Below are 14,321 nucleotides of genomic sequence, written 5' to 3'. Positions count from 1 at the left end.
ATAATTGAATTACTAAAAATTCAATTTATGATTGAATATATTGTCTTTTTTAGTTTTGTTGATTCCATAACAAAGGAAAAAGATAACATTGATAAATTATTTCAGTTTATTGGAGAAATAGATTCTGCAATATCGGTAGCTTCACTAAAATCAGGCAAATTAGAAAATTGCGAACCTAAATTCACAAAAGAAAAACATATTTTCACAAGAGAAATTATACATCCATTAATTGAAAATTGTGTAGCAAATGATATAAATCTTGATAACAAAAGCTTGTTGTTAACAGGCTCTAATATGTCTGGAAAAACAACATTTATTAGAACAATTGCAATAAATTCTATATTAGCTCAAACTTTATATGTTTGTTTTGCAAAGGAATATTCTGCTCCATTTTTAAAAGTTTATTCTTCAGTTAGAATAACAGATGACTTACTTGAGGATACAAGTTATTACTTAAAAGAAGTTTTGACGATTAAAGAACTTATTGAAGCTTCAAAAGATGAAAGTCCGTGTTTATTTGTGCTTGATGAAATTTTTAAAGGAACAAATACTATCGAGAGAATTTCTGGCGGGAAAGCAGTTTTATCGTTTTTAAACAAAGAAAATCATATTGTATTAGTTTCAACGCATGATATTGAATTGACGGAATTACTAGAAAAAGAAAACTATGCATTACATCATTTCAGCGAAAATATAGAAAATGACGAATTATATTTTGATCATAAATTGAAAGCTGGAAAATTAAAGACAAGAAATGCAATTAAAATCCTGGAATTATATAAATATCCTGCTGAAATTATAACAGATGCAAGAATGACAGAAAAAAAATAACTTTGGCTAAAGAAGGATTAAATATTTAATAAAAACGAAATGCTTAAATTAAAATAACGAAAAAGAATTGAACAGAATTATAAAAAATTATTTAAATTGCTTTTGTTAATAAATTTAAAAAAAGTAAATGGATTTGGAATAGCAAGACATACCGATAACCTTAAATTAATAATAAGTTTTTACAAGAATATATTAAATTTCGAAATTTTAGGTTCTTTCGAAAACCACGAGAAATACGATGGCGTTTTTTTAGGAATTAAAGGAATGAGTTGGCATTTAGAATTTACAAAATCGAATGAACGTGCTGACCATAAATTTGATGATGATGACATTTTAGTCTTTTATCCAAAGACAATAAATTGATATGATAATGTAATTGAAGCAATTAATAAATTTAATATAAAAATAGAAAAAGCAAAAAATCCATATTGGAATGAAAATGGAATTTTAATTAAAGATCCAGATGGTTTTAATATAATTGTAAGTAGTTTAAAAGCAATATAAAGCATTCTTTCATTTATGTTTATAATTGAGTATGGCTTTTTTCTAAATCAAAAGTTTGTTCTATTTTTAATCAGCTAAGTTTGAATGGCGGAAAAGTTGCTATCATTTTCCAAACCAAAACTTTAGTCAAACACCCTCTAGTCAATTAAAAATACCGATATTAAATAAATTATTTTGAAATGCCAAAAGACAATCACATTAATTACATTGAATTTAAAGCGAAAGACCTCGAGAAAATAAAGGAATTTTACATTAAATCGTTTAATTGGACATTTACTGATTATGGACCAACATATACAGCTTTTTCTGAGAGTGGACTTGAGGGCGGGTTTGAAAAAACTGAAAATAATGTTGTAAATGGTGCACTGGTTGTATTATACCATAATAATCTTGATTTGATAATGAAAAAAGTTATTGCATCAAATGGTGAAATTTCAAAAGATATTTTCACTTTTCCAGGTGGGCGTAGATTTCATTTTATGGATCCAGCTGGAAACGAGCTTGCAGTTTGGTCGGACAAATAAATGATTTATAAAAGTTTCTTTATTTGAGCTTAGTGAATACTAAAATATTGAATAAAGAAAACCTTAAAAACGGGTACCCACAAATAAAATTGACATCTAAATTTGCACGAAGACAAACCAGTTAACATTTAACTAATCAAATTGCTATAAGCTAAAAAAACCTTAGATTTTAATCCAAATTCTAAAAGAGTTGCTAACCAAAATAATTCAAAAAATATTTTTTATAGATTCATAAATTAAATAAAAAAATTTATCTTTAACAATGAATTTTCACCAGATTGGTATATTATTTTTGCAAGGTGCTTTAGTTGTACTTTTGATATTTTTTCTTTTTCGTCTTCGTAAAAAACAGGGAATTGGATTGCTATTTGCTTGTTTAGGCCTGTTTCAATTTATGCAGGTTTTTCTTTCAAGCACAATTTATGTTGAAATAACGGATAACCTTCTTGTATCTCCAGGATCTTCGGTTTTATTTACAGCTACACTTTTTGCTATTTTAATAATTTATATAAAAGAAGAGGCAAGTGAAACCCGAAAAATAATTTATGCATTATTAATAGTAAATATTATAATGTCACTTCTTATTCTAATTTTTAGCTGGTCTATAGAAGAACATTCAACATATAACCCTTTTAATGTATCAACTGTTCTTTTTGATAATAATGCATGGGCATTATTTGTAGGTGGTTTGGCACTTTTTCTAGATTCATTATTAATTATTATTATTTATGAATTTATATCAAGACACCTTTCAACGGTATTCTTTCAGATTTTTATAACCATGTTAATTGTTGTAAGTTTTGATACCCTTTTCTTTTCAATAGTTGCATTTTGGAATTTTGATAATTTAAGTGTTATTATAACTTCCGGATTAATTTCAAAAGGTGTTTTTGCAATTTTTTATAGCATTCTCTTTTATCTTTATTTAAAGTTTATTGAAACGAACGAAAATGGGACACATTATTTCAAGATAAAAGATGTATTTCATACGCAGACATATAAACAGAAATTTGAACTAGCCCGTCTTGAGGCAATTAAAACTTCAGAAGAAGTAAAATTAAATGAAGCTAAGTACCGAACGCTGACAAATATTTCGCCTGTTGGTGTTTTTCATACACGTGTTGATGGATTCACAACATTTGTAAATCCAAGATGGTGTGAAATTTCTGGTTTATCGAAGGATGAAGCACTTGGAAACGGTTGGATGCAAGCAGTACATCCAGATGACATTGAAATCATTAAAAAAGGTTGGGAGTTAGCTACAGTTCAAAAAAGAAAATCTCAAACCCAATATCGATTTTTGTTAAAGGATGGAACAATTAAATGGGTATTGGGTTTAGCTGTTCCCGAATTAAACAGTAAAAATGAAATAATTGGATATGTTGGAACCATTACAGATATCACAGATTTAAAAATATATCAGCAGGAACAAATTATATTGAAGGAAAAAGCGGAAGAAAGCAATAGATTAAAATCTGCTTTTTTGGCTAATATGAGTCATGAAATACGAACACCAATGAATGGAATTCTTGGTTTTTCAGATTTGCTTAAGAACGCAAATATTTCAAATGAAGAACAGCAAAATTACATCAGAATTATCGAGAAAAGTGGTACTCGTATGCTCAATATTATTAATGATATTATAAATATTTCAAAAATAGAATCGGGACTTATGGAGATAATTCTCGAGGAAATGAATATTAATGAGCAAATAGAATATATATACACATTTTTCAAACCAGAAGTTGAAGCTAAAGGGATAAAGTTTTCATTTAAAAATGGATTGCCAGCAGACGAATCAATTATAAAAGTTGACAGAGAAAAATTCATATCCATACTTACCAATCTTATAAAAAATGCAATTAAATACAGTGAAAAAGGTTCAATTGAATTTGGCTATGTAAAAAAGAAAGAATTCCTTGAGTTTTATGTAAAAGATACTGGTATTGGAATACCGGAAGAAAGACAAAAAGCCATTTTTGAGCGATTTATCCAAGCTGATATCGAAGATAAAATGGCAAGACAAGGTGCAGGGTTAGGCTTGGCAATTTCCAAAGCATATATTGAACTACTTGGTGGGAAACTATGGGTTGAAAGTAAAAAAAATCAAGGTTCAAATTTTTATTTTACGATACCATACAGCAATAATATAAATGAAATTACATTAACGGTTTCAGCAGAAAAAGAAGAAAATAAATTTAAAAATTTAAAGATATTAATTGTTGAAGATGATGAAATTTCAAAATTTCTGATTGATACAATACTAGAAGAAATAGATTGTATAATTTTACATGCAACTAATGGAATTGAAGCTGTTGAAATGTGTAGAAACAATCCTGATATTAATTTGATTTTAATGGATATTAAAATGCCAATAATGGATGGGTATGAAGCAACACGTCAAATTCGAAAATTCAATAAAGACGTAATTATTGTTGCTCAAACTGCATTTGCGCTCACTGGTGATGACGAAAAATCAGTTGAAGCAGGTTGCAATGAACATCTTTCAAAACCAATTAGTAAGCAAGAATTATTTTCAATAATACAACGCTACTTTGCTAAATAATACTATTTTTTCAAGAATATGAGAGATATTTATTTTTCTAATAATAATAATAAAGACAAATTTGAATTTTAAATATTAAATACTTTTTAATGAGTTAGAAAAAGAATTTAACTTATGAAACAAGCAAAACAAATTTCTAATCGATTCAGGGAAGTAATTTTAAATGGTAAATGGGTTTCCTATACAAATTATAAAGATCAATTATTAAATTTAACTTGGAAACAAGCTAACAAGAAAATAGAATCTTTAAACACCATTTCGGATCTTGTATTTCACATTAATTATTATATCGCAGGGGTATTAAACGTATTTGAAGGTGGGCCACTTGATATTAGAGACAAATATAGTTTTAATTCAACTCCAATTAAATCACAAAATGATTGGGAAGAATTAATAAATACTTTGTGGAATAATGCTGAAAAATTTGCCAATTTAATTGAGTCGATGCCTGAAAAAAAACTTGATGAAATTTTTGTAGATAAAAAATATGGAAATTATCAGAGAAATATAAACGGTATTATTGAACATAGTTATTACCATTTAGGACAGATCACTTTAATTAAGAAAATGGTGCTAGAATCAGAAAAACAAGGTTAATTGATAATACTCCAATAATTGACCTAAATAATTGACCTAAATAATTGACCTAAATAATTTCTATATACTTTAATATTGATAGAATATATCATGGAAAAGGATTAAATTTATTGGTTAAAAACCTAATTAAAAATAATTACACGATGAAAAAACACAAATTCTTTTTAATAATCTTTTTTTTTATTATCAATAACTCTTTTTCCCAAACAGGTGTAGTAGATTGTTCTCCTGTTGTTAAGAGTAGTGTGTTAAATAAAGATATGCATTATGCTGTTTATTTGCCATAAGGATACAACGAATCTACTAGATCTTATCCTGTTTTATATCTATTACATGGTATGTGGGATGATTATAATTCTTGGGTTACAAAAGGTGAAGTGAATAGAATCGCAAGTACATTAATTGCCGAAGGGGAAATTCCTGAAATGGTAATTATAATGCCAGATGGCTTAATTGATGGGTTTTATATAAATAATTATGATAAATCTGTTAAATGGGAAGATTTTTTTTACAAAGAATTTATTCCTCAAATAGAAAAGAAATACAGAATTTTAAACAATAGAAATATGAGGGCAATTGCAGGGCTTTCAATGGGAGGGTACGGATCTTTGTACCATGCAATAACTCATAAAGAAATGTATAAAGCTTGTTATGCACTTAGTGCTGCGGTTATAGAGGTAGCGCCTTTAAAAGAGGGCGAGCAACAAAGTGAATATGACAAAGCTTTTCAGGATAAAATTTGGGGACCAATTAATAAAGAAGGTTTGCCAGCAAATTATAAAAAACATTCCATACAAGAAATTTTTAAAACAATGGGTACCTATAAAGCTCCAAATGCATATGCTGAAATGACAGGAGCAGAGTTTGGTTTACCGGCTATTACACTTGGTTGCGGTGATGATGACTTTCTTTTAAAACAAAATATGAATCTTACCAAAATAATGAAAGATGCTCAGGTACCATTTGAATTTAGGGTTCGTGATGGAGCACATACTTGGGAATATTGGAGGACCGGATTGGAACTGGCATTAAAATCAATTGGAAATGATATAAGAAACTAATTTGTTCATATTCAATTATTAAGAAAGTAATTTAATTGATGTAAAATCGTTAATTTTATATAGTTATCCCGCAAAATAAAAAAACAATCTAAATTATTTTATTATGATTAATTCAAAACTAAAAGAGATTAGAGAATTTTGTGAATCAAACTCGGATCCCGAGATAATTAAAAAATATTCGAAATATTTTAAAGAAGGTTATAATGGTTACGGTATAGACCAAAAAATATTTGAAGCCCAAAGGGATCAATGGATTGCAGATTGGAAAAATGAAATGACATTAGCCAGTTACTTGGATTTAGGGGATAAATTAATGCAAAATGGTAAACTTGAAGAAATATCATTTGCCATTGTTTTTTTGAAATCGGAACGAGCAAATTTCACTGAAAATACTTTTAATAGAATTGGAAATTGGTTTAAGTATGGCATTTCTAATTGGGCAACTACAGATGTGTTGTGTATGCTTGTTCTTTCAAGTTTTTTAATAGATAATATAATTTCGTTCGAGAAATTTAAAGAATGGACAAAAGCAGAATCTGAATGGCAAAGAAGAGCCGTGCCAGTAACGTTGGTAGAATTAATTAAACACGACTTAAAACCAGCTGTTGCTTTACCAGTTATAGAAGCGTTAATGCTTGATGATTCTCAATATGTTCAAAAAGGAATTGGAACATTATTACGTGGTTTATGGAAAAAATATCCTCAAATAATAGAAGATTTTTTGTTGAAATGGAAAGATGAGTGTGGTAGAGTAATTGTACAATATGCCACTGAAAAAATGGATAAAGAATATCGAAAAAAATTTAGGAGAGTAAAAAAAATTGCAGCTAAAGCATAAATCTATTTTTCATTTAAAGTGCATTAAACCTCCTGTTTTAAACCATTTAAAAATTACTTTTTGTTACTAAAAGTTATATGTAACTTTGCATCCTAAAATTTTCTAAATGAAACGTGTAATTGTTGGTCTTTCCGGTGGTGTAGATAGTAGTGTAGCAGCATACTTGTTAAAAGAACAAGGGTATGAGGTTATTGGCTTATTTATGAAAAACTGGCACGATGATTCTGTAACTATTTCAAACGAATGCCCTTGGTTAGAAGATAGCAACGATGCTATGTTGGTAGCTGATAAATTGGGAATTCCATTTCAGGTTGTTGATTTAAGCGAGCAATACAAAGAACGCATTGTAGATTATATGTTTAAAGAATACGAAATGGGTCGCACACCAAACCCAGATGTATTGTGTAATCGTGAAATTAAATTTGATGTTTTTTTAAAAATTGCGTTGGATTTAGGGGCCGATTACGTTGCAACCGGGCATTATTGTAGAAAGGGAGAAGAAGAAATTAATGGAGAAACTGTTTATAAATTATTGGGAGGAAAGGATACTAATAAAGATCAATCTTATTTTTTATGTCAGTTATCTCAAGAACAACTTTCAAAAGCATTATTTCCAATAGGTGAATTAACAAAACCAGAAGTTAGAAAAATAGCCGCTGAACAAGATTTAATTACTGCCGAAAAGAAAGACTCTCAAGGTTTATGTTTTATTGGGAAAGTTAGATTGCCAGAATTTTTACAACAAAAATTAGAACCAAAAGAAGGAGTTATAGTTCAAATTCCTGAAGATTCTGAAATTTACAATAGAGAAGTTCCAGTTTTTAAATCCAAAGAAGAAGAACTGGCATTTTTTGCTACAAAATATAAATACGCAGTAGCGGATGGTAAAATTGTTGGAAAACATCAGGGAGCTCATTATTTTACCAAAGGTCAACGTAAAGGTTTAGCTGTTGGAGGCACCAAAGAACCTTTATTTGTAATTGATACAGATGTAAAAGAAAATGTAATTTACACTGGTGAAGGTAAAAATCATAAAGGTTTGTATAGGAATGTATTATTTGTTTCTAACGAAGAATTACATTGGATTAGAACCGATTTAGCCTTAAAAAATGGAGAGTCTTTAAATGTTTTGGCGAGAATTAGATACCGTCAGAAATTAGAAAAAGCGACATTGTATAAAGTAGAAACAGGCTTGTATGTTGAGTTTGAGAATATGCAATCTGCCATAACCGAGGGGCAATTTGTTGCCTGGTACTTAAATGAGGAGTTATTAGGGTCGGGTGTAATTGCTTAATCTTTAACATATTTATAAAGTAACAATTCAATAATAATTAGTAATTTCGAACCTTAACTCCAATATTTTATACTTGTGAAAGTTAAATTACTATCTCTACTATTATTTTTTTCTATTTTCAGCTTGTTTGCACAAGAAGATGCTTGGGTGTATTTTAATGACAAACCTAGTGAGGCTTCTTATTTTACAACTCCTTTAAATATGCTAACACAGCGTTCTTTGGATAGAAGAGCACGTTATGGTATTGCATTAGATAGTAAAGATGTTCCTTTAGAGCCAACATATGTTTCACAAATAAATAGTAGTGTAGGAATTACAATTTTAGCAAGATCTAAATGGTTAAATGCATTGCATATTCAAGGATCAAAAGCAGCTATTGATAATTTATTGAATTTAAGTTTTATTGAATCGATAGAATATGCCAATAGATTATTAACTGGTTCAAAACCAAGTAAAACTTCAAACATAATAAAAAAAGGAATTGATAAACTAAAATTTGAATCAACAGTTAGTTATGGAAGTGCTACAAATCAAATTGAAATGTTGGGTGGAGAAACGCTTCATCAAAATAATTTTACCGGTGCAGGAATGCAAATTGCAGTTATAGATGCTGGTTTTCCTGGTGTAAATACATTTAGTGCATTTAAAAGAATTAGAGATAACGGTCAGATTTTAGGTGGTTATGATTTTGTTGCTAGAAGTTCAGATATTTATACGGGAAGTTCTCATGGAACTTCTGTATTATCAACAATAGCAGGTTATTTAGAGATTGGTGTTGACGGTGCAACTGCTAATTTTACAGGTACAGCACCTGATGCGGATTTTTATTTATTTAGAACAGAAAACGCACCAGTTGAGGTTAGATTAGAAGAAAGTTTATGGGTTGAAGCAGCTGAAAGAGCTGACAGCTTAGGAGTAGATGTAATTAATACTTCGTTGGGGTATTCAGTGTTTTTTGATAATCCAGATCATAATTATAGTTATGAGGATATGGATGGACAAACAGCTTTTATAACCCGAGGAGCTGAAGTTGCTTTTTCAAGAGGAATGCTATTGGTAACCTCAGCTGGAAATGAAGGGGGAGATGCTGCATGGCCTTATATAAATGCACCTGCTGACGGTCCTTCAGTATTAACCGTTGGAGCTGTAAATTCCGAAGGTATAATTGCATCATTTAGCTCTTTTGGACCATCCGCAGATAATCGCACAAAACCAGATGTACTTGCTCAAGGTCAAGGGACATATTTAATAAATAGTGCTGGAAATGTTGATTCAGGAAATGGAACTTCTTTTTCATCACCTGTTTTAACAGGAGTTGTGGCCTGTTTATGGCAGGCATTTCCTGATAAAACAAATGCAGAAATAACACAATTAATAAAAGAATCTGCGCATTTATATACTTCACCAACCAATCAGAAAGGTTACGGAATTCCAAATTTTACAACCATTTATCAACTTCTTTCAGTTAATATTGATGATTTAGATGGTGATGGGGTTTTAAACACGTTTGATGCATGTCCAAATACACCTGAAGGAGCAGAAGTTGATACTAACGGTTGTTTGGTTTTACCTTCAGATAATTTTAAATTGGAAGTAACTGGAGAAACTTGTCCGGATAAAAATAATGGGCAAATTAGTTTTAGCTCAGAAACTGCTTATAATTATTTAATTACGGTTGATGGTTTAAATTATTCACTTACAAATAGTACTTTTAATCTTTTAGATTTATCACCAGGAGATTATGAAATGTGTGTAACATTAGAAAATCAAAATTATGAGCAATGTTATAATTTTGATATTTTAGAAGGGGTTTTGGTATCTGGAAAAGCTAGTATTTCTTCTAAATCTGTTATTGTTGAATTAGATAAGGGAACTCCACCTTATACAGTTTATTTAAATGGATTAGAAAAACTGCAAACTTTAAATTCAATTTTTGAAATAGCAATTAAGCCTGGAGATATAGTTGAAGTTAAAACCAGCATTGCGTGTGAAGGTGTTTTTTCTAAAGAAATAGCAGCAGAAGCAGCAATTAGTGTGTATCCAAACCCAATAAACAATATAGTTAACTTTAAATTTCCAAATGACGTAGATAAAATTGAGATATCAATTTATAATTTATTGGGGAACACTATTTATCAGGGGCAAATACTAAAAAATAATCCAACAACAGATATTTCTTTTTTATCTAAAGGTTTTTATTTAATGCAAGTTAAATCTAACAATGAAATTAGAGCTTTTAAAGTTTTAAAAAATTAAATGGAGAATAAAATAACAACACTTTTTAATATAAAATATCCATTAATTCAGGCCGGAATGGTTTGGAATAGTGGATGGAGATTGGCTTCGGCTGTGAGTAATGTAGGAGGATTGGGATTAATTGGAGCAGGTTCCATGTATCCTGAAGTATTGAGAGAACACATTCAAAAATGTAAGAAAGTCACCAATAAACCTTTTGGAGTTAATGTACCAATGTTATATCCAAACATTGAAGAAATTATGAAAATAATTGTGGATGAAGGGGTAAAAATTGTGTTTACTTCAGCGGGGAATCCAAAAACCTGGACACCTTTTTTAAAAGAAAACGGAATTACAGTGGTGCATGTTGTAAGTAGTGTAAAATTTGCATTGAAGTCTCAGGAGGCTGGAGTTGATGCTGTTGTAGCGGAAGGATTTGAAGCCGGAGGTCATAATGGAAGGGAAGAGACAACTACGTTTACGTTAATTCCAATGGTTAAAGAAGCAGTAACTATTCCAGTTATTGCTGCTGGGGGGATTGCGACAGGAAGAGGAATGCTGGCAGCTATGGTTTTAGGTGCAGAAGGAGTTCAAATTGGTAGCAGATTTGTGGCTAGTAACGAATCTTCTGCACATATCAATTTTAAAGAAGAAGTAGTAAAAACTAAAGATGGTGACACGCACTTAACTTTGAAAGAATTAGCACCGGTTAGATTGATTAAAAATAAGTTTTACAGTGAATTACAGGATTTATATCAGCAAAAACCAACAGTTGAACAATTGAAAGAAAAATTGGGTAGGGCAAGAGCTAAAAAAGGAATGTTTGAAGGTGATTTAGAAAATGGGGAATTAGAAATCGGACAAATAGCTGGTCTAATTCATGAGATAAAACCTGCAGCTGAAATTGTTCAAGAAATTATTGAAGAATATAATAGTATAAAAAAGTCTTTTTGCTGAAAAAAGTGAAACGGATTGAAGAATCTTTATGTTGAGAACTAAATTAAACCATTCGTACTCTGAGATTCTTCTCTATCGCTCAGAATGACACTAGTTTAATTGATTCTAAACCTTCCTATAGACAGATAGGCTTGTTTTAGAATCTCAACAAATTGAATCCAATTTATTACCAAAATCTAAAGTACGTTTAGGCTAATTAGGTTATTTCTTTTTGTCTAGATGTTTAGCCCCTTTTGGAGGCATTGGACCTCTTAAATGTATAATTAAACCATTTAAAAAGTTACGTAAAAACTGATCGCCACATTCCATATATTTCTCGTGGTCTTCACTTCTAAAAATAGCACCTAACTCGCTTTTAGAGACTTTAAAGTCAACCAATTCACATATTTTTATAATATCAGTATCTCTTAATTTATGAGCTACACGTAGTTTTTTAAAAATATCATTATTTGTTAATCCCATTTTGCAAAGATAATTTTTTATAAAACATAAATCTAACTTAAATTAGAATTAAACTTTGTTTTGTTTAAGTTCCAATTGCATCTGTTTTACAGTTTGTGTGCTATTATCATGGCTCCATCCAGGAGGGCCAAATGTGTACATAAATTTGTGATACCAGTTTTTAGATTTTTTAGTATCATTCCAAATGTCTTTATATTCATGAGTAAGAATTACCCAGGGATTATAAGAATCAGGGGCATGTGTTACTCCATATTTAACTTCAATAGAATCGTCCAACTCTTTCCATGTTCCAAATATTTTATCAAATATATTTAAAAATCCACCGTGATTTTTATCCATATACTCCACATTCTTTGCGTGGTGAACTTGGTGCATGGTATGGGTATTGAATATTTTTTCCAGAAATCCCATTTTAGGAATATAAACAGAATGTAATTGAAATTGCCATAAAGCTTCAATTCCTAAACAAACAACTACCATTTCAGGTCTAAAACCTAAAGCAGGCAACCACATATAAAATAATGGTTTGTATAAAATTGTAAACCAACCATTTCTTACGGCAGTTCCTAAATTAAAATTATCTGAAGAATGATGCACAATATGTGCAGCCCATAATGCTCTAACCATATGGTTTTGTCTATGAAACCAATAATAAGTAAAATCATCTAATATCTGACAAGCTATCCATACATACCAAGCATATCCAAATGATTCCCATCCTAAAACATTTGTTCGAATCCCATTTATTTCTGGATTAAATAATTCAAATATGAAGTTGAAAATTACAATTGCAGAAATAGTTTTAATTAATGGAGCAATTACTGCAGAACCAACACCCATAAATAGGCTGGCTCCTAAATCTTTCCATTCGTAAAGATTTTTTTTATCGTGACTTTTACTATAAGTAAGTTCAAGTAATATTAGCGCTAAGAAGCAAGGAACTCCATACACTAATGGGTTGGTGAAATCCATTTGTTGGTTTTAAATTATAAAAAGCGGAATATAGGAATATTTTTAGTAAACCCTTCAATATTTGTACTTTATTACAATATAACCTCTAAAGTTGAAATTTATTTTGTGAAAATTAATTTAATTGCAACAATCAACATAAAAACACCAAATATTTTTTTAAGCATACGCTGATCTATTTGAAGTGCTATTTTTGAACCTAAAAAGCCTCCAATAATAAATAAAGCAGAGACTATTAATGCAACTCTCCAATCAATATTTCCTCCATCTCCAGTTGTATGGTAATTATGAACTGCTAAAAAAGTAACAGGAGGGAGCATTACAGCCAAGCTTAAACCTTGCGCATTATGTTGTGTTAAACCCAAAAACAGCACAAATAATGGAACCATTATTATTCCGCCTCCAACACCAACCAATCCACTTAATATTCCTGCTAATAAACCAATAATAATTAGGGTAAAAATTGTTGTTAGGGTCATTTTCATTAGTTTATATTTCTGAAGGAATTTGTATATGATACAATTTTCGTGAACCATTATTTAATTTATTTTCACGTAACCAAGGATTGTATTCTTTTAATATTTTATAATTGATACCTAAATCTTTTGAAAACTGAGCAATATTGGTAATTGCAGTATCAACTTCAACAAATCTTGTTGGTTTAAAGTAATATAAATCCTCATTATCGAAAATGAATCCATATTTCTCTGGATTAGATAATATTTCTTTAACAGCAATAATTCTAGGTAAATATCTTTTTGTTTCTTCACCTAATAACAAGTCGTAATAATCTTTAACTTGTTGATCATTAATTTTTCTCGCCATACCAGCATTTCCGGCATTGTATGCAGCTGCTGCCATAGTCCAATTTTCGAAGCGTTCTTTTGAAGCATTTAAATATTTACATGCAACTTCCGTAGCTTTTTCTAAATGATAACGTTCATCAACATTCGAATTTACCTCCAAGCCATTCTCTTTAGCTGTAGCACTCATTATTTGCCAAAAGCCTTTTGCTCCTGCAGGTGAAGTTACATTCTGTAATCCACTTTCAATAACTGCTAAATATTTAAAATCATCTGGAATTCCATTTTTCTCTAAAATAGGTTCAATAATTGGGAAATATTTATTAGCTCTTTTAAATAAAAGAAGTCCGTTAGATTGCCAATAAGTATTCACTAATAACTCACGATCTATGCGCTCTTTAATATCAGCATTTTCAGTTGGTATACGCTCACCTGCAAAATTTAAATTAGCAGGAATTTTTAACGCTTTTATTTGATAAGATTCGCTTGTGTTCTTTTCAGGTTCATTGGCTATTTTTACTTTATTTTCATCAGACGTTTTTGAAGCAAAAATTAGCAAGGAACTCACTAAAATTATTGCAACTAACCCTAAGATTTTAATTGTATTTTTCATAATAGCATTTATTAGATGTGTTTGTAAAGTACAAATTTATTTGAATTTTTAGAAAGAAGATTAGTAT

The 14,321-nt window shown here is 29.9% G+C and carries 14 protein-coding genes and 1 pseudogene; 11 read left to right on the top strand and 4 right to left on the bottom strand.

The window, feature by feature from the left end; genetic code table 11:
• Positions 1–27: 27 nt before the first annotated feature.
• The 11 genes and pseudogenes from CHB63_RS17300 (at position 28) to CHB63_RS05890 (ending at position 11,407) form a co-directional block, all read left to right on the top strand.
• Positions 28–831: a MutS-related protein gene (locus tag CHB63_RS17300; protein ID WP_245856789.1), complete on the top strand. Its 804-nt coding sequence runs from the start codon at positions 28–30 to the stop codon at positions 829–831.
• A 96-nt stretch (positions 832–927) separates the two neighbouring features.
• Positions 928–1,194, top strand: coding sequence for a hypothetical protein (locus tag CHB63_RS17295; RefSeq protein WP_245856786.1), 267 nt, complete (start codon positions 928–930; stop codon positions 1,192–1,194).
• A gap of 12 nt (positions 1,195–1,206) precedes the next feature.
• Positions 1,207–1,335, top strand: coding sequence for a hypothetical protein (locus tag CHB63_RS17470; RefSeq protein ID WP_394335311.1), 129 nt, complete (start codon positions 1,207–1,209; stop codon positions 1,333–1,335).
• Positions 1,336–1,514: 179 nt separating this feature from the next.
• Positions 1,515–1,859, top strand: a complete 345-nt coding sequence (locus tag CHB63_RS05925; RefSeq protein ID WP_089377478.1) for a VOC family protein — start codon at positions 1,515–1,517, stop codon at positions 1,857–1,859.
• A gap of 262 nt (positions 1,860–2,121) precedes the next feature.
• On the top strand, positions 2,122–4,425 hold the full coding sequence (locus CHB63_RS05920; protein WP_089377477.1) for an ATP-binding protein: 2,304 nt from the start codon (positions 2,122–2,124) through the stop codon (positions 4,423–4,425).
• A 114-nt stretch (positions 4,426–4,539) separates the two neighbouring features.
• Positions 4,540–5,022 (top strand): DinB family protein, encoded by a 483-nt coding sequence (locus tag CHB63_RS05915; protein WP_089377476.1) that lies wholly within the window; start codon positions 4,540–4,542, stop codon positions 5,020–5,022.
• Positions 5,023–5,324: 302 nt separating this feature from the next.
• A pseudogene (locus CHB63_RS05910) lies at positions 5,325–6,083 on the top strand (alpha/beta hydrolase); the annotation flags it as partial.
• A 103-nt stretch (positions 6,084–6,186) separates the two neighbouring features.
• Positions 6,187–6,921: a DNA alkylation repair protein gene (locus CHB63_RS05905; protein ID WP_089377474.1), complete on the top strand. Its 735-nt coding sequence runs from the start codon at positions 6,187–6,189 to the stop codon at positions 6,919–6,921.
• Between the two features lie 106 nt (positions 6,922–7,027).
• Positions 7,028–8,215 carry a tRNA 2-thiouridine(34) synthase MnmA gene (mnmA, locus tag CHB63_RS05900; RefSeq protein WP_089377473.1) on the top strand — a complete coding sequence of 396 codons (1,188 nt, stop codon included), beginning with the start codon at positions 7,028–7,030 and terminating at the stop codon, positions 8,213–8,215.
• 75 nt (positions 8,216–8,290) lie between these two features.
• Entirely contained in the window at positions 8,291–10,471 is a 2,181-nt protein-coding gene (locus CHB63_RS05895) for a S8 family serine peptidase (RefSeq protein ID WP_141107269.1), read from the top strand.
• Positions 10,472–11,407 carry an NAD(P)H-dependent flavin oxidoreductase gene (locus tag CHB63_RS05890; RefSeq protein WP_089377471.1) on the top strand — a complete coding sequence of 312 codons (936 nt, stop codon included), beginning with the start codon at positions 10,472–10,474 and terminating at the stop codon, positions 11,405–11,407.
• A gap of 201 nt (positions 11,408–11,608) precedes the next feature.
• Here CHB63_RS05890 and CHB63_RS05885 read toward each other — a convergent pair whose 3' ends face one another.
• The 4 genes from CHB63_RS05885 to CHB63_RS05870 form a co-directional block, all read right to left on the bottom strand.
• Positions 11,609–11,869, bottom strand: coding sequence for a DUF1456 family protein (locus CHB63_RS05885; RefSeq protein WP_089377470.1), 261 nt, complete (start codon positions 11,867–11,869; stop codon positions 11,609–11,611).
• A gap of 48 nt (positions 11,870–11,917) precedes the next feature.
• Entirely contained in the window at positions 11,918–12,841 is a 924-nt protein-coding gene (locus CHB63_RS05880; protein WP_089377469.1) for a sterol desaturase family protein, read from the bottom strand.
• Between the two features lie 98 nt (positions 12,842–12,939).
• Positions 12,940–13,317 carry a sulfite exporter TauE/SafE family protein gene (locus tag CHB63_RS05875; RefSeq protein WP_089377599.1) on the bottom strand — a complete coding sequence of 126 codons (378 nt, stop codon included), beginning with the start codon at positions 13,315–13,317 and terminating at the stop codon, positions 12,940–12,942.
• 10 nt (positions 13,318–13,327) lie between these two features.
• Positions 13,328–14,254: a lytic transglycosylase domain-containing protein gene (locus tag CHB63_RS05870; RefSeq protein WP_089377468.1), complete on the bottom strand. Its 927-nt coding sequence runs from the start codon at positions 14,252–14,254 to the stop codon at positions 13,328–13,330.
• Between the last annotated feature and the right edge of the window lie 67 nt (positions 14,255–14,321).

The organism is Lutibacter flavus (assembly GCF_900188355.1).
In the GTDB taxonomy this organism is placed as follows: domain Bacteria; phylum Bacteroidota; class Bacteroidia; order Flavobacteriales; family Flavobacteriaceae; genus Lutibacter; species Lutibacter flavus.
The sequence above is the reverse complement of the archived record's forward strand: the minus strand, read 5'-3'. Positions and strand labels throughout refer to the sequence as shown.

Coding starts and splice junctions, on each gene's coding strand:
- CHB63_RS17300 (WP_245856789.1), top strand. CDS start 28: ATGATTGAATATATTGTCTTTTTTAGTTTTGTTGATTCCATAACAAAG.
- CHB63_RS05925 (WP_089377478.1), top strand. CDS start 1,515: ATGCCAAAAGACAATCACATTAATTACATTGAATTTAAAGCGAAAGAC.
- CHB63_RS05920 (WP_089377477.1), top strand. CDS start 2,122: ATGAATTTTCACCAGATTGGTATATTATTTTTGCAAGGTGCTTTAGTT.
- CHB63_RS05915 (WP_089377476.1), top strand. CDS start 4,540: ATGAAACAAGCAAAACAAATTTCTAATCGATTCAGGGAAGTAATTTTA.
- CHB63_RS05905 (WP_089377474.1), top strand. CDS start 6,187: ATGATTAATTCAAAACTAAAAGAGATTAGAGAATTTTGTGAATCAAAC.
- mnmA (WP_089377473.1), top strand. CDS start 7,028: ATGAAACGTGTAATTGTTGGTCTTTCCGGTGGTGTAGATAGTAGTGTA.
- CHB63_RS05890 (WP_089377471.1), top strand. CDS start 10,472: ATGGAGAATAAAATAACAACACTTTTTAATATAAAATATCCATTAATT.
- CHB63_RS05885 (WP_089377470.1), bottom strand. CDS start 11,869: ATGGGATTAACAAATAATGATATTTTTAAAAAACTACGTGTAGCTCAT.
- CHB63_RS05880 (WP_089377469.1), bottom strand. CDS start 12,841: ATGGATTTCACCAACCCATTAGTGTATGGAGTTCCTTGCTTCTTAGCG.
- CHB63_RS05875 (WP_089377599.1), bottom strand. CDS start 13,317: ATGACCCTAACAACAATTTTTACCCTAATTATTATTGGTTTATTAGCA.
- CHB63_RS05870 (WP_089377468.1), bottom strand. CDS start 14,254: ATGAAAAATACAATTAAAATCTTAGGGTTAGTTGCAATAATTTTAGTG.